Here is a 17,859-nt window from a genome sequence, read left to right as displayed (position 1 = left end):
TTTCCGCAGACCACCGGGCTGAAAGGGCGAGGACATGTATCCAGAAAAGATCGAGTTGCTGATTGACGGCGTGTGGTGCCAGGGATCGGACGGCAAGACGGAAGACTTGATCAACCCCGCCACCGAAGAGGTGCTGGCAGGCGTGCCGCACGCCACGGAGGCCGATCTCGACCGCGCTCTTGCCGCCTCGGCCAAAGGTTTCAAGCTGTGGAAGTTCATGACCGCAATGCAGCGCTGGGCCATCATGAGCAAGGCTGCCGACTTGATCGAGCAGCGCAAGGACACCATTGCCCGCACGCTGACGATGGAAAATGGCAAGGCGCTGGCCGAGGCCACGGGCGAGGTGCAGTTCGCAGCGGACGCGACCCGCTGGTATGCCGAGGAAGGCAAGCGCGCCTATGGCCGCATCGTCCCTGCCCGGCTGCCAGGCGTGCGGCAGATGGCGTTCAAGGAGCCGGTCGGGCCGGTCGTTGCCTTCGCCGCTTGGAACTTTCCGGCCAGCAATGTCATCCGCAAGATTTCGGGCGCGCTTGGCGCCGGCTGCTCGATCATTCTGAAGCCGGCCGAGGAAACGCCCGGAACTGCCGTGGCGATCGCCCGCTGCTTTCAGGACGCCGGACTTCCGGCGGGCGTGCTCAACATCGTGTTCGGCGAGCCTGCCCGGATCTCATCCTACCTGATCGCCTCGCCGATCCCCAAGAAGGTCTCGCTGACCGGCTCGACCGCGGTTGGAAAGCTGCTGCAGAAACAGGCCGCCGACACATTGAAGCGCTGTACCATGGAGCTTGGCGGCCATGCTCCCGTCATCGTCTATGAGGATGCCGACCTGGACAAGACACTCGATACGGTTGTCACGTTCAAGTTCCGCAATGCCGGCCAGGTGTGTACCTCACCGACCCGTTTCTACGTGCATGAGGCTGTCTACGACCGCTTCATCGAAGGCTTTGCCGCCCGCACCGAAAAGCTCAGGATTGGCGACGGTCTCGACAGCTCTGTGCAGATGGGGCCGATGATTGCGCCGCGACGACTCGACGCCATGGACGCTTTCGTCAGCGATGCAACGGCGAAAGGCGCGACTATCGTCACTGGCGGCAAACGTGTCGGCAACAAAGGCTATTTTTATGCTCCGACATTGCTCAAAGAGGTGCCCGACACGGCGCGTATCATGTCCGAGGAGCCGTTCGGGCCGATCGCGCCAACGACCACCTTCTCGACTTTCGAAGACATGATCGAGCGGGCAAATTCGCTGCCTTACGGACTGGCTTCCTTTGTCTTCACCCGCAATCTCACTCTTGCCCAAAAGACCGAGGCGGCGTTGGAAGCCGGAATGGTCGGCGTCAACCATATGATGGTGTCGACACCGGAAACGCCGTTCGGCGGCGTCAATGAATCCGGCTATGGGTCGGAAAGCGGCATCGAAGGCCTCGACGCCTATCTGCGGACGAAGTTCGTGACCGAGATGTAGCGTGCAGCATTCGATGGCAGTCCTCGTTACCGTTTTTCTATATGAAATCAATATGTTAACGGGTGGCTCGCCAAACCGTTTCCGTCGTATTCTCTCGTATGGGCTGGCGAACCAAAGGGCAGGAAGACGACTGGTTCGGTAAGAGGGGTGCCTCAATCAATCCACAACGAAGGTCAATCATTTCCCACAACGCTGCGAGCGCGGCGGCATTGGGCCGGGAGCGGACTGGCAGCCTCCAGGATGATCTGGCAGAAAACCGACCTTTGCATCAGCATAGTCTCGTTCGCGTCACGCCGGGCCGTCATGGCGATCACGTGGGCCAGCCCTGCGAGGATCAGTGGTAGTAGATGCCACCGTCGACATTGAGCGATTGTCCGGTGACGAACGCCGACAGGTCCGAAGCGAAGAACAGTACCGGCCCGACGACATCCTCTGGCGCGCCGAGACGCTTCAGCGCCGCGACCTCTTCCCAGTGGCGGATCGCGGCCTCGCTGCCCAGATTGTTCTTGCCCATCTCGGTCAGGATGATGCCAGGGCAAATCGCATTGACGGTGACGCCGTCCATGCCGACTTCCTGTGCGAGCACGCGGGTGAGCGTAATCACCACCGCCTTGGTCGCCGCGTAGTGGCCCTGCGTCGGCACGCCTTGGCGGCCGGCGATCGAGGCGATGTTGATCACCCGGCCCGATTTCTTGGCGCGCATATGCGGCAGCACCGCCTGGCACATCATCAGCACGCCCTTGGCGTTGATATCGAAATGCGCGTCCCAGTTGGCCTCGTCGAGGTCCTGGAGCAGGCTGGGCTTCAGGATGCCGGCATTGTTGACCAGCACGTCGATGCTGCCAGCGGCCTTAAGCAACGCCTGCGCCGTCGCTTCGATCTCCTTTTTCTTGCTGACATCCATCGTGTAGACATAGGCCTTGCGGCCGGCCGCCTCGATCTCGCCCCTGGTCACGTCGAGTTCCGCCGCCTGCGACGGCAAATCGGTGATGGCAACATCGAAACCCGCTTCGGAGAGCCCCTTCGCGAGCGCCCTGCCGATGCCGCGGCTCGCGCCGGTGACGAGGGCCGTCTTGCCCTTGGCCTCAGGAAGAATGGTCATGCTGCTTCCACCTTTGATGTCTTGACGGGGAGCGAGTTCATCGCCGCCACCGTGTCGTCGAATGAAACGAGTTTGCCGTCGGAACCGAGTCCCATCGCCACCTTGGCGGCGACGGCGCTCGCAAAACGCGCGGATTGCTTGAGGTCCCAACCCTTGACGATGCCGACGATGATGCCCGCGGTGAAGGAGTCGCCGCAGCCCGTGGTGTCGAAGACCTCGACCTCGAAGGCCGGCAGATGAAAATCCTCGCCATGCTCGGGCGAGACATGGACGCCGTCGGCGCCAAGGGTGAGGATGCAATTCTTGACGCCCCTTGCCTTGAAGAAGGCGGCGACGCGGTCCGGATCGCGGTCATGCGCCATCTCGCCGGCCTCGTCGATGCTGGGCACGAAATAGTCGATATAGGGCAGGCACGGTTCGACCAGTTCCCAGGTCTCTGGCGTCGCCTGGATGAGATCGAAGGTGGTGATGCGGCCAAGCTCCTTGGCGCGCTTCAACAGCTTGACCGTCGGCTCGCCGTCGAAACGCTTCAACAGGCCGGTGCCACCGACATGGACGACGGTTGCATCCAAGGCAGCGTCGAGATCGGCGTCGGCGACTTCGAACAAAGTGGCGGTGCCCGGCACATGCAATGCCGGACGCTCGCCGTTCGGCCGCACCGGCAGGATGGTGGAGGACGTCTGCACGCTGCCGTCACGGCGCACGAGGCCGCACTCGAGGCCATATTTCTTGAGCTTGGCGAGGAACCAGTCGCCCATGTCGTCGGTGCCGAGCGTGGTGACGGCCCGCGTCTTCAGGCCAAGGATGGCGCAGTCCATGCCGGTCGCGCCGGCCGTGCCGGCGACGGTCATGCGGATCTCCTCGATATAGTCGGCGCGGCCACCTTCGGGGATGCGCGAAACCGGGCGTCCCAGAATGTCGAGGACATAGAAGCCGATCGAGCTGATGTCGAATTGTGGCATGGCTGACTTGACCTTTCGAACTCAATGGGTGGCGCGGCGCAGGCCGAAGCTCACGGCCAGCACCAGGAAGACCAGCACGCCGATGCCGACCTGCTGCCAGTAGAAATTCCAGCCGATGAGCAGCAGCCCGTTCTTGACGATAGCGAGCAGCAACACGCCGAGCAGCGTACCGACCACCGAAGGCTTGCGTTCGCGGCTGAGGGTCGTGCCGATGAAGGTGGCGCCGATCGCGTCAAGCAGGAAGGCGTTGCCGGAGAGCGGCACGTAGGACTTCACCGTCGCCGATAGCAGGATGCCGGTGACGCCGGCGAGCAGCGCACAAAGCACATGCACCATCGACAATTCGCGCGGCACGCGGATGCCGGAATACCAGGCGACGCCGGGCTGCGCGCCCATCGCCTGCACATAGCGGCCGAAAACGGAGCGGTGCAGCAGCACGTGGACCGCGATGGCTGATAAGATCAGCACGATCACCGGTGTCGGCACGCCGAACAGAGCGGTGCGGGCGATGGCGTTGAACTGGTCGCCGGCATAGCCGCTGGTGAGGTAGATCGGCTGGCCGCCGCTGGTGGCAAGCTGCTGCGTGCTCTGGCCGATGAACAGCACGCCAAGCGTCGCCAGGAACGGGCTGATGTTGAGCCTGGTGATGAGAATTGCGTTGAGGATGCCGACGATGAGCGCTGCACCCAGCCCGCCGCCGACGCCGACCACCCCGCCATAGCCGGCGGCGAGCAGCATGACGAAGACCATGCTTGCCATGTCGACGGACACGCCGATGGACAGATCGATGCCGCCGGACGAGATGACAATGGTGAGCCCGAGCGCCACGATCGCCAGCATGACGACATTGTTGACCAGCACGTTGAAGAGGTTCGCCGGCGTCAGGAAGGTCGGGCTCGCCACCGCGAAGAAGACGACGATCGCCGCGAAAGCGACGAGCATGCTGTATTTGGCAAGGAAGGCGCGCAGGCCCATCTTGGCGCGGTCATTGGCCGAGTTGCTCATCGTGAACCCTCCGAGCCGCGGGCAAAGGATGTGATGGCCACCACCAGCAGGATCAGCGCGCCCTGCACGCCGTTTACCCAGTAACTTGAAACGTTGAGCAGTTGGAAGCCGTTGGCGAGCAGGCCGATGAACAGCACGCTGAGCAGCGTGCCGCCCATGGTCGGCACGAAGCGGCGGGAGAAGACAGTGCCGAGCAGGGCGGCCGCCAGCACCGACAAAAGCAGTTCGCCGGAACCAGGTGTGCTGGCCGAGAGCCGCGAAACGGTAAGGATGCTCGCCACCGCCGCGCAGAAGCCGCTCAGGACATAGGTGAAGGAGACATAGACCGGAACGCTGAGACCTGCCGCCCGCGCCGCTTCCGGATGGCCGCCGACCGCGTAAAGCCGCAGCCCGAACGCCGTGCCATGGATGATGGCGATGATGATCGCGGAGAAGACGATCAACGCCCAGGCGAGCGCCGAGATGCCGAAAAAGCTGCCAGAGACCAGGAAGCCGAGCAGCGGGGAGGATGCGCCGACAACCGTGTTCTGGGTGAGCGTGAGTTCCATGCCGGCCGCGACATTGAGTACGGCAAGCGTCGCCAGCAGCGGCAGGATGCCGAGGCCGACCACGGCAAGGGCGTTCAGCGCCCCGACCGTCATGCCGACGGCAATGGCCGCGAGCACCGAGATGAAGTCGCCATGGCCCGTCGACAGCAGCGTCGCGTAGACGGCGGCGCACAGCCCCATATTGGCGGCGATCGACAGGTCGATACCGCCTTCGGTGACATCGGAGCCGCCGCCGATGATGACGGTCGTCATGCCATAGGCGAGTACGCCCAGGATCGCCGACTGCTCGACCACGTTGATGAGGTTGAAGGTCGAGGTGAAGCCCGGCGCGAAGACGACGAAATAGGCCATGATCGCAGCAAAGGCGGCAATCGCGCCGAGACGCACGACGATGGTGGCGAAGCGCCGGCCAGCACTTTTGCCGGTGGCGCGGGTTTCGTCGGACGCGCCGGCCTCGGTGTGGAGAGTTGTCGCGCTCATGCCGCCAACCCATCAGCATTCGAGCGGGCGCCTGACGAGGCCGCGAGCAGCGCGTCGCTGTTCATTGACGGGCCGGAGAAGGTGCCGGCAAGCCGGCCGCGATAGACGACCAGCGCGCGGTCGCAGACGCCGACCAGCTCGAGCAGGTCGGACGATAGAAGTAGGATCGCCGCACCCTCGCCCGCCAGCCGGTTCAACAGATTGTAAATCTCGACCTTGGCGCCGACATCGACGGCCACCGTCGGCTCGTCCAGCACATAGACCCGCGACTGACAGCTGAGCCACTTGGCGATCGCCACCTTCTGCTGGTTGCCCCCGGAGAGTTCGCGCACCAGCGCATCGCGATGCGGCGTCTTGATCGACAGCTCCTTGATCAGCCCATCGACCGCCTGGTTCTCGTTGCCGCGGCTGACCAGACCGTTTCTCGAATAGCGGCGCAGGCTGGCCAGCGAAACATTCTCGCGCACCGACAGGCCGAGCGCCACGCCATGGGCGCGGCGATCCTCGGGCAGCATGGCGATGCCGCTGCGCACCGCCTTGACCGGCGTCGACAGCGACAGCGCCTTCCCCTCGACCTTGATCGAGCCGCCCTCGGCGGTCTTGAGGCCGAACAGGCACTGCACGATTTCCTTGGCGCCGGATCCGAGCAGGCCGGTGAGGCCGACGATCTCGCCGGCGCGAATGTTGAAGCCGATGTTTTCGAAACCGCCGCCGAGACGCAGATTGGCGACTTCGAGCACCGGCGCGCCCAAGACGACGGAACGCTTGGGAAACATCTCGCCGACATCGCGGGCGATCATCATCGAGATGATCTCGTCGATCGATGTCTCGCGCGGGTCGACCATGCCGACGTCGGTGCCATTGCGCATCACGGTGACGCGGTCGCAGAGCTTCTCGATTTCCTGCATGTAGTGGGAAATGAAGACCACCGCGATGCCGTCGTCGCGCAGCCGCCGCAGCACGTCGAACAGACTGTCCACCTCGCGCTTGACCAGGGCCGCCGTCGGTTCGTCGAGCACCAGCACCGAGGCTTTCTGCGCCAGCGCCCGCGTGATCTGCACCACTTTCTGCTGTGCCGTCGTCAGGTCCTTGACCAGGGTTCCCGCCGGCAATTCCATGCCGAAGAACCGCTGCAACAGATCGGCTGCCTTGCGCTCCATGGCGCGGCGGCTGACGAAGGGGCCGAAGCCGATTTCGTGGCCGAGGAACACCGCCTCGCCGACGGTTGCGGTCGGCACCAGCAGCCTGTCCTGATGGATGAAATGCACGCCGAGTTTTTCGACCGATGCCGGCGAAAGGGCGGTAACGGTCTCGCCATTGATGACAATAGTTCCGCTGTCCGGTTTGATGATACCGGCCAGCACCTTGATGATCGTCGACTTGCCGGCGCCGTTCTGGCCGACAAGGCCGAGGATCGAACCGCGCACGATCTCGAGGTTCGCGTTCTCCAGCGCTCGCACCGGACCGAACCGCTTCGATATATTGCTCATCGATACAGCAATTTCACGCTTTGCTGTCTGCATGGCCGTCAACCCTGGTTGATGGTGGCGGGCAGCCATTTCGCTGGATGCCCGCCCGCCGTTTCGCTCAGCCTATTTAACGCCAGCCTTCTCGGCCGCGTCGAGGAACGGTTTTCCCTTTTCGGCGGCATTTTCCTTGTTGATCAGCACCGCGGGCACGAAGGTGAAGGGCGCGACCTTCTGGCCGGCAAGATATCTGGCGGCATTGTCGACCGATGTCTTGCCGATTTCATAGGGCTGCTGCGCTGCCACGGCACCGGCGGACGACTTCGGATCCATCACCATCTTGATGACTTCCGGGCTGCCGTCGATGCCATAGGTCTTGACCTCGTTGCGGCCGGCGGCTTCGACCGCCTGCGTGGCGCCGATCTGCGGCACGTCCCAGCAGGCCCAGACCGCGCCGATCGAGCCCTTCTCGGGCGACTTGGTCAGCATGTCGGTGACGTTGGAATAGGCGCTCTGCACGGTGTTCGGGATGACGTCGCGCAGTTCCGGCTCGACGATCTTCACATCGGGGAACGAGGTCAGCACATATTTCAGCTGGTCGTAGCGGATCTTGCAGACCGGCACGCTGTAGAAGCCGTTGAAGACCAGCACATTGCCCTTGCCGCCCATGTCGGCGACCATCTGCAGAGCGATCTCGGCGCCGATATTGTAGTTGTTGGACGTGGTGTTGTTGATCGCGTGCGGCGTCGCGGTGTCGACGGTGAACAGCGGGATGCCGGCGTCGCGGATCTTCTGCAGCCACGGGTTCAGCACTTCGAGGTTGCCGAGCTGCTCGATGATGGCGTCGGGCTTCTGCGCGATCAGCGTCTGCAGCTGCGCGATTTGCTGCTGGTCCTTGCGGCCGGCATCGAGCGCGATGACTTCGCCGCCGAGCTCCTTCACGCGGTCCTGGATGCCGCGAAACGCCATCAGGTCCCAGTAATGGTCCGTGCCGATGGCGGAAACGCCGATGCGCTTGCCCTTCAGCGACAGTTCCTCGGCACTCACGCTCGAGATGGCAGCCAGGCTGCAAGCCGCCGCCAACCCCAAAGCGAGCGCTTTGACGAGGCCTTTCATTGATCCGGTCATTTCATTTCCTCCCTTGTTGATCGCTCCGGACCTTCCCGGAGGATTCTGTCAGATGACCGCCGCTCAGGCAGCAGCCTCCTTGTCGCGCAGGCCGTAGCTGGCCATGCGGCTGATGACGTTTTCGATCTCTTCCTCGGACAGGATCGGCGGCTCGCCGATCTGAAGGGCGCCGTGATACTGGCGCGCCAGCGTTTCCACCTCGACCGCCAGCCACATCGCCTGGCTGAGGCTGGAGCCGACCGAAATCATGCCGTGCTGTGCAAGCAGGCAGGCCTTGCGGTCGCGCAGCGCCTCCACCGCATGCGCCGAGAGCTCCGCCGTGCCGAAGGTGGCGTAGGGCGCACAGCGAATGTCGCTGCCGCCGGCGACCGCGACCATGTAGTGGATCGCCGGTATCTTCCGGCCCATGATGGCGATGGTCGTGCAGTAGGTCGGATGCGCGTGGACGACCGCGTTGACCTCGGGCCGCGCCTTCATGATGTCGAGATGGAAGCGCCATTCGCTCGAGGGCGGCAGGCGCCCGTCGACCTCGCCGTCCCAGGCCATGAAGACGATGTCCTCGGGCACCAGTGTCTCGTAAGGCGTGCTGGTCGGCGAGATCAGCATGCCTTCGCCATGGCGCCGGCTGACATTGCCTGACGTACCCTGATTGATGCCCAGCGCATTCATCTCGAGGCAGGCGTCGATGATTGCCTGGCGTGCCTCTAGGTCCGAAACGATCATGCGATATTCCAATCCTTGCTCGGCCCGTCACCAGGCCGTGTAGCCGCCATCGATCGACAGGATCGCGCCGGTGACGTAGCTCGACGCCGGCGAGGCGAGAAACAGGATCGCCGAAGCGATCTCGTGCGGCTCGCCGAGCCGGCCCATCGGCGTCATGTCGATCCAGGTGTTGAAGAGTTCGGGGCGCTCGCGCATTTTCAGCGTCATCTCCGTCCCGACATAACCTGGCGCGAGCGCGTTGACGCGCACACCTGATTTTGCCCATTCGACGGCAAGCGCCTTGGTCATCATGTGCACGGCGCCCTTGCTCACCATGTAGGAGGGCGCGGTCTGCGGACGGTTGATGATCAGGCCCGACATCGAGCCGAGATTGACGATCGAGCCCTTCTTGCGGGCGACCATGGAGCGGCCGAAGGCACGCGAGGCCCAGTAGACGCCGTTGACGTTGACATCCATCACCTGGCGCCATTCCTCGTCGGATGTGTCGAGCGCGGTGTTGAGGCGGGCGATGCCGGCGCTGTTGACCAGTATGTCGACCTGGCCGAAATCGCTGACGATCCGGGCGGCTATCGCCTCGACGGCACGTGGATCGGTGACGTCGAGCACGCGGCCATCGACGCTTGCGACACCGGCCCCCTTAAGCGCCTCGGCGGCTGCATCCAGGCCTTGCATATTCATGTCGAGCAGGACGATGCGCGCGCCGCAGGTGCCGAGCGCCTTGGCGGCCTCCAGACCGATGCCGCTGGCACCGCCGGTGACGACGGCAACCTCGCCCGTCAGGTCGAATTGCGACCGGTAGTCCATGCTAATCCTCCATCAGGCGAGGCTTGAACGCGGGCAAAACCTTCCCCTCGACACCAACGTGGCGTCGCAAGCCGATCGATCCTGATAATGCGTTAGGGGTCAGGCTCCTCCCGACCCATGGCAAGGACGTTACAGAAGCTTCCCGGGTTCGTCAATCTGGTTATAACCAGAAAACAGAATGTTTTGACGGATCATATTCAGGTGCGATCGACGCCGTTCACTGTCGCCGACGGCTGCTCGACCGCCATGTGGATGCGGGCGACGGAAGAGTTGTAGAAGGCCTCGTAATATTCGAGCGCCGCACCGTCGGCATCATAGGCGATCGACTCGATTTCGATCAGCGGTGTGTTGGCGGCGACGCCCATCTCCTCGGCCTCTTCCTTGGTGGGCAATGCCGCGCGCAGCCAACGGTCGGCGCGCTTCACCGTCAGGCCGAACACCGCGCGGATGGTGCCGAAAATCGACTGGTTTTCCGAAAGGATGTTTTCGAGCCCCGGCACCCTGTGCCCCGGCAGGCTGATGCGTGTCATGGTGATCGGCGCGCCGTCGGTCATGTAGACGCGGCTGATGCGGACCACGCTGCCATTGGCGGGAATGCCGAAGACTTTGGACTCTTTCTCGCTCGGCGGGCACCGGTAGATTTCGAGCGTGCGCGTCGAGACCTTGTGGCCCTTCGCCGTCAGGTCGTCGAACACGCCGAGATTGGCGGTCATGAAGTCGACATGCTCGCGCGGTGCGGCGACGAACATGCCCTTGCGCGGCATCTTGATGATGCGGCCTTCGCTGGACAGCGAGCCGATCGCGGCACGCACGACCGGACGCGAGACGCCGAAGAAGTCGCACAGCGCCTGCTCGGAAGGGATGCGCGAATTGGCCGCCAGCAGACCGGTGTTGATGGCTTCCTCGACCTGGTTGCGCAATTGCACCCACAGCGGTGCCGCCTCGTCGCGGTTGAGCTCGACCTTGGAGCCGATCGAGCGGAACGCCTCGGCCGCTCCGGCATCTTCCTGGTCGTAGCGAGGACGCCCACGCATTCTGGTCGTTTGTTCCATTTCGGTCCCGCCGCAAAATGATTTGCCGCGACTCAAGAAGCGGCAGCGTCCTCCCTAACGGAGCCCGCCAGCCATATTCACGCTCTCCGGCAAGTTTCGCAACCACAGCATGGCCACGGCTCCAAGAAGCGGCCCGGGAACCAGCAGCAGGAAGGCCCAGCGCCAGCCGCCGACAAGGTCGGCGAAGCGCGGCGTCAACCAGATGGCCAGCACCGTCAGCGCGAAGCCGGCGCCGAGCTGCACCGACAGCGCCGTGCCGACGAAGCGGCGGTCGGCAAGCTCGGTGACGGCAGCTGAAAACTGCGCGGAATCGCCGACCACCGAAATGCCCCAGACGATGGCAACCAGCATGAACAGCCAGAGCGGCCCGGTGAACAGGAAGCCCATGAGCAGTGCGCAGCTTCCCGAGACGATCATCATGCCGGCTGTGGTCGCCGTTCGGCCGATCCGGTCCGACAGATAGCCTCCGAGCAGGCAGCCGAGAATTCCGGACGCAATGATGAAGAAGGTCGATAGCGACGCGGCTGCCGTCGTCCCAACGGCCTGCGCCTCGAAGGCGGCACGCGTATAGGCAAGCAGCCACGCCCACATGGCATAGAGTTCCCACATGTGTCCGAGATAGCCGAGATTGGCGAGCAGCAGCGGCTTTTCGCGAAACACCTGGCCGATGCGCGACGGCTCGAACACCGCCTTGCCGAAGGGATAAGGCCCTTCCCTGGCGAACTGCAGGAACAGCAGTGCGCCGATCGCCGTCGCCAGGCTGGCTGCGGCGACCACCGGCCGCCAGTCGAGCGCGCTCAAGGCGGCGCGGAAGAGATGTGGCAGTGCCGAGCCAATGGTCAGCGCGCCAATGACCGCGCCGAGCGCCAGCCCCCTGTCGCGCGTGAACCAGGTTGCGACCAGCTTCAACGCCGGCGGATAGACCCCGGCAAGTGCTGCGCCGGTGACGATGCGCGCGGCGATGGCACCGCCCGGGTCGGGATGAAACAGCAGGCTGGCATTGGCGAGCGCGGCAACAAAAGCTGCGGCGGCCATAAGGCGGCTGAGCCGCACCAGGTCGGGAAGGTTGACCAGGCTCGCCGCCAGCGCGCCGATCACGAAGCCGACCTGGACGCCGTTGGTCAGCCACGCCTCGGCGCCAGAACCGATAGCCAGTTCCTGCTTCAGCTCGGGCAGGATGGCGGTCGCCGAAAACCAGGTGGTCAGCGACAGAACGACAGCCAGGCAAAGCAGCGACAGCACGCGCCAGCGTTCGCTGTCGGCCGCCATGCCAGGACGGCTGTCGTCCACCGCACTCACGCGCCTAGCAGCGGAACGGTGAACACCGTGGCCGTGCCGGTGAGACAAAGCTCGCCCTGGCCGTTGCGCACTGATGTCTCGATCTTGCAGATCGGCTTGTCAGGGCGCACCTCTTTGACCTCGACGCGTCCGGTGATCTCCTCGTCAACGCCTACGGCCTTGACGAACTTCCAGGCGACTTCAAGGAACACGGTCCCTGGTCCAGGCAGGTCTTCGGCGACCAGCGCATTGAGGATGCCTGAGGTGACGCCGCCCTGGACGATCAATTTGCCGAACACCGATTTCTCGGCCAGCGCGCGGTCATAGTGCAGCGGATTGCGGTCGCCGGTGATATCGGTGAAGGCCTCGATATCGCTGGCGCGCGTGCGGCGCGTGCGCTCGGCCAAGGCGCCGACTTCCGGACGACCCTTGACCACACCTACCCAGCCATCTTTCGTCTCGGTGCTCATTGCGGCTTCTCCTCTGTTGCGGTTTCCACTGATTTGAAGGCTGGCAGGACGCGACCGCCGATGGCTGTCGGTGCGAGCAGCAGCGCGTCTCCGACGTGTGGTGGCTGCGCGCCGGCCAGGATGAAGCTCAGCATGGTCGGGCCTTCGGCCAATTCGACCAGCCCGACCACATAGGGAGCGGCCGGCAGCCAGCCGGGATGGCCCGGCTTGCCCACTTGCGAAAAGGATTTCAGTCGGCCCTTGCCCGACGCCTCTTTCCAGACCAGGCGCTTGCTCCAGCAATGCGGGCAGATCGGCCGCGGGTAAAATACGGGCTTGCCGCAGTCCTCGCAGTGCTGGATTTTCAGCTGGCCTTGTGCCGCCGCATCCCAGAATGGCTGGGTCAACGCGGTGATCGTCGGACCGGGGGTTTTCAAGCCATTGAGATCGACGGACATCAGGCGGCTCCCAGCACGAGCGCGGTCGCCTCGCTCATCGTCGCGCCATTGCCGGTGACCAGCGCGAGCTCGGCCTTGCCGATCTGGCGTTCGCCCGCCTCACCGCGCAGCTGACGCACGGCCTCGACGACATGCGTCATGCCGCCGGCAAGGTCGGGCTGGCCGAAGCCGAGCTGGCCGCCATGCGTGTTGAGCGGCTTGTCGCCTTGGTGCGAAAGATCGTGGTCGCGCAGCCACGCGCCAAACTGGCCCGGCGCACAGAGACCGGCGTCCTCGATCGTCGTGGCGACCATGATCGTGTAGCAGTCGTAGAGCGACAGGAGATCCATGTCATCGGCCCTGGTGCCGGACTGCGCGAAGGCCCGCGCCATGGCGCTCTTCAGCGGACCGGAGGTGAGGCAGGGCGCCTGGCTGACCGCGCGATGCGTGACCTTCTCGCCGGCCCCCAGCAAATGCACGGGACGCTTGCGCAGCGAACGCGCGCGCTCGGCCGAGGTGACGACAACTGCCTCGCCGCCGGCGACTGGCATGACGATTTCATAGAGATGCAGCGGCGAAGAGATCATCGGCGAGGCCAGCACCATCTCCACATCCGCCGGCTTGCCGAAGAAGATCGCGTCTGGGTTGAGCTGTGCGTTGGCCCGTGCCGCCGCGGCAATCAGCGCGAAATCCCTGGCGGTCGAGCCATGCGCCGCCATATGCGCCTGCATCAGCAGCGCGTAGGAGATATTGGCGCCCGAAGCGCCGAACGGCACGTCGAACTCGCGGATCGGATTGCGGTTGGGCGATCGCGGTGCAACCTCTTCGCGGTTGTTGGCGAGGACGCACAGCACTGTCTCGCACATGCCGGCCTCGATCGCCGCCGCTGCGCGCCAGACCATGCCGGCACCCGAAGCGCCGCCGAGGTCGACGACATTGGCCATGGCCGGCGCCAGCCCGAGATACTCAGCGACGGTCGCCGGAACATGCTGCGGCGTCTCGCCGACCTGCGGCCCGACCAGCAGCCCATCGATCGCCGCCGGCTCCAGCCCGGCATCGAGCACGGCCAGACGGGAGACCTCGGCGATCATCTCCAGCGTCGCCACGCCGCTGGTCAGGCGTTGCGGTTTCAATTCGCCGATGCCGACGATCGCTCCCTTGGCCCGGATCATGCCGCCTTGCTCCGGTCGAGCGCGCGGTATTCCTCGAGGCATGCGGGATTGGCGAGCGAAGCCATATTCTTCACCGGCTTGCCCTCGAGTGTGGTGCGGGCGGCCCCTTCCACCCTCTTGCCGTTGAGCGTGTAGGGCACGGCCTGCACCGCATGGATGCGGTGCGGCACGTGGCGCGGCGATGCGCCCGCACGAATGGCGCGGCGGATCTGCCCAGCGAACTCAGGCGTCAGCTCAAAACCGTCGCTGAGCTTGACGCAAAGCACGATCTCCTCATCGCCTTCGACCGGCGCGCCGAACACCAGGCAATCCTCGATCTCGGCAAAGGTTTCGCAGGCGGCGTAGATTTCGGCCGTGCCGATGCGCACGCCGCCGGGCTTCAACGTCGTGTCCGAGCGGCCATGGATGATCCCCGAGCCATGCAGGCTCATCTCGGCGACATCGCCATGCGTCCAGATTTCCCGGCGTGCGGCGAAATAGGTGGCGTGGTAGCGCGCGTCGCCGTCCTTGCCCCAGAAGGTCAGCGGCATGGACGGGAACGGTTCGGTGCAGACGAGATCGCCCTGCCGGCCGATGACCGGCGCGTTACGCTCGTCCATCACCGCCACCGCAAGGCCAAGCCCCTTCACCGTCAGTTCGCCACGGCGAACGGCGTGGAGCGGCGAACCGAGCAGGAAACAGCCGATGATCTCGGTGCCGCCCGAGATCGAGGCGAAGATCATGTCGTGCTTCACATTCTCGTAGACCCAGTCGAACTGGCCGGGAGAGACCGGCGCGCCGGCCGAAAGCAGCGAGCGCAGCGATGACAGGTCGTGCAAGCGCCCAGGCGCGTAGCCTTCGGCGGCAAGTGTCGCCAGATATTTCGGGCTGGTGCCGAAATGGGTGACGCGTGCGCGCTCCGCCATTGTCCACAGCGGGCTGGCGTCGAGGCCATCAGCGGTCTTCAGGATCGGCGCGCCGTCATAGAGCACAACAGCCGCGCCGCAGGCGAGGCCCGAGATCAACCAATGGTACATCATCCAGGCCGTGTTGGTGTACCAGCTCATCACGTCGCCGGGGCGGACGTCGCCATGCAGCAGATGCTCCTTCAGATGTTGGAGCAGCACGCCCCCGGTGCGATGGACGATCGCCTTCGGCGCACCCGTGGTGCCTGAAGTGTAGAGCACATAGGCCGGATGATCGAAGGGCACGCGTTCGAAGGCCAGCGGAGCGTCTGCGCCGAAATCCTCGAAAGCGACAGCCGTCCGCATGACGGGTTTATCGTCGCCGATCAGTACCAGCTTGGTCACCGTCGGCATCGCCGCAACGATCTCGGCCAGCCGGTCGGAAATGTCGTGTTGCTTGCCCGCGTATCGGTAGCGGGATGCTGCAAACAGCACCTTGACGCCGATCTGGCCGAGACGGTCGACGATCGCCGCCGCGCCGAAATCCGGCGAGCAGGACGACCAGACGGCGCCGACCGAAAGAGTCGCCAGAAGCGCCACGAGACCTTCGAGACGGTTGGGCAGTATACCGCCGACGCTGTCGCCCCTCGCCACGCCGGCCGCGCGCAGGCCATGCGCTATCCTGGCGACGCGCCCGCGCAACTCACAGAGGGTGACGGTGCGGAAATGGCCGCTCTCGTCGGCCTCGATGACCGCGACCCGATCATCGTCGCCCCGCAACAGATTCTCCGCGAGATTAAGCGATGCGTCGGGAAAGAATTGGCTCCGCGTCATCGGCGCCTGGTCGTCGCGCAGGAAAGATCGCGTGCCCGGATCGCCGGTCACGCCGGCAAAGTCCCACACCGCCCGCCAGAACGCGCCAAGGTCACTGATCGACCAGCGATGCATCGTCTCGTAGTCGTGCGGGCTGAAGCCGTTGGCTGTCGCGAAGCGCGCAAGATTCGAGAATTGGAACGCGGCCGGCGCCGGCGTCCAAAGCACGGATGACATGAATTTCCTCCCGGAATGCAGGCCGGCGCGAAGCCGTCATCTTGTCTGCAAGTCACTTTCAGATTATTGGTTATAACCAGAATGTCAAGCGGCGAACACGCCCTCTGTGCCGCACCAATGGAGGACAGGAAATTGCCGGATGCAGTGTACATCGTCGCCGCCAAACGCACGCCGATCGGCAAGCTCAACGGCGCGCTCGCCGGCCTCTCCGCCGCGGAACTGGGTGGGCAGCTGATTCAAGCGATGCTGGCCGAAACCGGGCTTGCGCCTGATGCCGTCGGCGAGGTGATCATGGGCCAGGTGCTGACCGGCGGCGCCGGGCAGAACCCGGCAAGACAGGCATCGCTCAGGGCCGGCCTGCCGGTCAGCGTACCCGCGATGACGATCAACAAGGTGTGCGGCGCTGGCCAGAAATCGATCCATCTTGCCGCGCAGGCCATTCGCTGCGGCGACGCCGATTGCATCATCGCCGGCGGCCAGGACTCGATGACGTCCGCGCCGCATTTTATTCCAGGCATTCGCGGCGGCGTGCGCATGGGCGACCAGATCGTCAAGGATTCGATGATCACCGACGGGCTGTGGGACGCCTTCCATCAGGTCCATATGGGCGTCACGGTCGAGTCCCTGGCGCAGCGTTGCCAGATCACGCGCGATGAGCAGGACCGTTTCGCGTTGCGTTCGCAGGAGAAGGCCGACGCCGCTATCCGCTCGGGAAGGTTCGACGATGAGATTGTCCCTGTCTCGGTAAAGACAAGGCAGGGTGATGTCGTCATCGACCGTGACGAGCATCCAAACCCCTCGACCACCCTCGAAGGACTTGGCCGGCTGAAGCCGGTCTTCGATCCGGCGGGGACAATCACCGCCGGCAACGCCTCCGGGCTCAACGATGGTGCTGCCGCCGTGTTGGTTATGTCGGAGACACGGATGAACGAACTCGGGCTAACGCCCCTCGCCCGAGTTGCGTCCTATGCTTCAGCGGGGGTCGAGCCGATGGATATGGGGCTGGGACCAGTCGCTGCCTCACGCCTTGCGCTGCAGAAGGCCGGCTGGCAGGCGGCCGACCTCGACGCCATGGAGATCAACGAAGCCTTCGCCGCACAGGCCATCGCGGTCAATCGCGAGATGGGCTGGAACGAGGAGATCATCAACATCAGCGGCGGCGCCATCGCGCTCGGCCATCCGTTGGCCGGGTCCGGCTGCCGCATCGTAGTGACGCTGCTCCACGAGATGACGAGGCGCAAGGCCCGCAAAGGCCTGGCCTCACTTTGCATCGGCGGCGGCCAAGGCGTGGCGATCTGCCTGGAGCGGTGATCCGAGACTCTAAGCAGCTGTCGTGTGAAAGCGGTGCACAATGGCCTGGCCACGCCACCTCCAAGATTTCGACCCGGCGCGAGGATTGCGTAGCGGAAGCCAATCACTGATCGCGCAAATAGAAAGGTAAAAAGAACCGCGAGGATACCTCCGATTGCACCGAAAATGCGCATGCCGAACAGCGTGGGGCCGAACATGGCTAATGCTATCGAGTCAAGGAAGTAGTAGAGATTCGCGCGGCCAAACCAGCCCACACCCACAATGGGTGGCGGCGAAGCGCCCAAAAATTCCATAGCGTTGTTCGCCTGCGCCGCTGCATCTCCATCAACCCTGTGGGGGAAGTCTGCCAGCGCGATGACATAAAGAGCGGCTGCGAGAACGAGGACGCAGCCAACGGCAATCATCTTGGCGAGCGGGCGAGAAGTGCTGCAAGATGGCAAACGGAACGGTTCGCGCACAGCGAACACAATCACGATGGCGAGAATATGCATCGCCAACCCGCTATTGCGGGAGCACCCGCCGGGTTCAAGTGAACGGAAACTT

Annotated in this window: 16 protein-coding genes; 2 read left to right on the top strand and 14 right to left on the bottom strand. The window is 64.3% G+C overall.

The features are described 5' to 3' along the window. Positions 1–34 precede the first annotated feature (34 nt). Positions 35–1,465 carry an NAD-dependent succinate-semialdehyde dehydrogenase gene (locus NP945_RS17980; RefSeq protein WP_256747110.1) on the top strand — a complete coding sequence of 477 codons (1,431 nt, stop codon included), beginning with the start codon at positions 35–37 and terminating at the stop codon, positions 1,463–1,465. 334 nt (positions 1,466–1,799) lie between these two features. Here the strand turns inward: NP945_RS17980 and NP945_RS17975 are convergent, their stop codons facing one another. From NP945_RS17975 to NP945_RS17910, 14 genes are all read right to left on the bottom strand, one after another. Next, positions 1,800–2,567, bottom strand: a complete 768-nt coding sequence (locus NP945_RS17975) for an SDR family NAD(P)-dependent oxidoreductase (protein WP_127330579.1) — start codon at positions 2,565–2,567, stop codon at positions 1,800–1,802. Next, positions 2,564–3,529: a carbohydrate kinase family protein gene (locus NP945_RS17970; RefSeq protein ID WP_256747109.1), complete on the bottom strand. Its 966-nt coding sequence runs from the start codon at positions 3,527–3,529 to the stop codon at positions 2,564–2,566. Before NP945_RS17970 ends, NP945_RS17975 begins: the two co-directional genes overlap by 4 nt. Positions 3,530–3,550: 21 nt before the next feature. Next, positions 3,551–4,534 carry an ABC transporter permease gene (locus NP945_RS17965; protein WP_256747108.1) on the bottom strand — a complete coding sequence of 328 codons (984 nt, stop codon included), beginning with the start codon at positions 4,532–4,534 and terminating at the stop codon, positions 3,551–3,553. Continuing rightward, entirely contained in the window at positions 4,531–5,562 is a 1,032-nt protein-coding gene (locus NP945_RS17960) for an ABC transporter permease (RefSeq protein WP_256747107.1), read from the bottom strand. Before NP945_RS17960 ends, NP945_RS17965 begins: the two co-directional genes overlap by 4 nt. After that, positions 5,559–7,052, bottom strand: a complete 1,494-nt coding sequence (locus NP945_RS17955; RefSeq protein ID WP_128306845.1) for a sugar ABC transporter ATP-binding protein — start codon at positions 7,050–7,052, stop codon at positions 5,559–5,561. The genes NP945_RS17960 and NP945_RS17955 overlap by 4 nt, the downstream gene beginning before the upstream one ends. 102 nt (positions 7,053–7,154) lie before the next feature. Continuing rightward, positions 7,155–8,156: a sugar ABC transporter substrate-binding protein gene (locus NP945_RS17950; protein ID WP_027035479.1), complete on the bottom strand. Its 1,002-nt coding sequence runs from the start codon at positions 8,154–8,156 to the stop codon at positions 7,155–7,157. Between the two features lie 63 nt (positions 8,157–8,219). After that, positions 8,220–8,879 (bottom strand): L-fuculose-phosphate aldolase, encoded by a 660-nt coding sequence (locus tag NP945_RS17945; RefSeq protein ID WP_127330585.1) that lies wholly within the window; start codon positions 8,877–8,879, stop codon positions 8,220–8,222. 27 nt (positions 8,880–8,906) lie between these two features. Then, a complete protein-coding gene (locus tag NP945_RS17940) occupies positions 8,907–9,683 on the bottom strand; it encodes an SDR family NAD(P)-dependent oxidoreductase (RefSeq protein WP_127330587.1) in 777 nt (258 codons plus the stop codon). Between the two features lie 197 nt (positions 9,684–9,880). Continuing rightward, positions 9,881–10,717, bottom strand: coding sequence for a GntR family transcriptional regulator (locus NP945_RS17935; protein WP_127330589.1), 837 nt, complete (start codon positions 10,715–10,717; stop codon positions 9,881–9,883). Positions 10,718–10,789: 72 nt separating this feature from the next. Beyond that, positions 10,790–12,025, bottom strand: coding sequence for a nitrate/nitrite transporter (locus tag NP945_RS17930; RefSeq protein WP_245466443.1), 1,236 nt, complete (start codon positions 12,023–12,025; stop codon positions 10,790–10,792). Positions 12,026–12,030: 5 nt separating this feature from the next. Continuing rightward, complete coding sequence (locus NP945_RS17925; protein WP_127330591.1) at positions 12,031–12,483, bottom strand: MaoC family dehydratase; 453 nt, start codon at positions 12,481–12,483, stop codon at positions 12,031–12,033. Further along, a complete protein-coding gene (locus tag NP945_RS17920) occupies positions 12,480–12,920 on the bottom strand; it encodes a Zn-ribbon domain-containing OB-fold protein (protein ID WP_256747106.1) in 441 nt (146 codons plus the stop codon). Before NP945_RS17920 ends, NP945_RS17925 begins: the two co-directional genes overlap by 4 nt. Beyond that, on the bottom strand, positions 12,920–14,071 hold the full coding sequence (locus NP945_RS17915) for a thiolase family protein (protein WP_127330595.1): 1,152 nt from the start codon (positions 14,069–14,071) through the stop codon (positions 12,920–12,922). Before NP945_RS17915 ends, NP945_RS17920 begins: the two co-directional genes overlap by 1 nt. After that, entirely contained in the window at positions 14,068–16,005 is a 1,938-nt protein-coding gene (locus tag NP945_RS17910; protein ID WP_256747105.1) for an acetoacetate--CoA ligase, read from the bottom strand. The genes NP945_RS17915 and NP945_RS17910 overlap by 4 nt, the downstream gene beginning before the upstream one ends. A gap of 81 nt (positions 16,006–16,086) precedes the next feature. Between NP945_RS17910 and NP945_RS17905 the strand changes: the two genes are divergently transcribed. Then, entirely contained in the window at positions 16,087–17,316 is a 1,230-nt protein-coding gene (locus NP945_RS17905; protein ID WP_306283212.1) for an acetyl-CoA C-acetyltransferase, read from the top strand. The last annotated feature ends 543 nt before the right edge of the window (positions 17,317–17,859 follow it).

Source organism: Mesorhizobium sp. LMG17149 (assembly GCF_024518695.1).
GTDB lineage: Bacteria > Pseudomonadota > Alphaproteobacteria > Rhizobiales > Rhizobiaceae > Mesorhizobium.
This window is presented reverse-complemented; position numbering and strand designations above follow the sequence as displayed.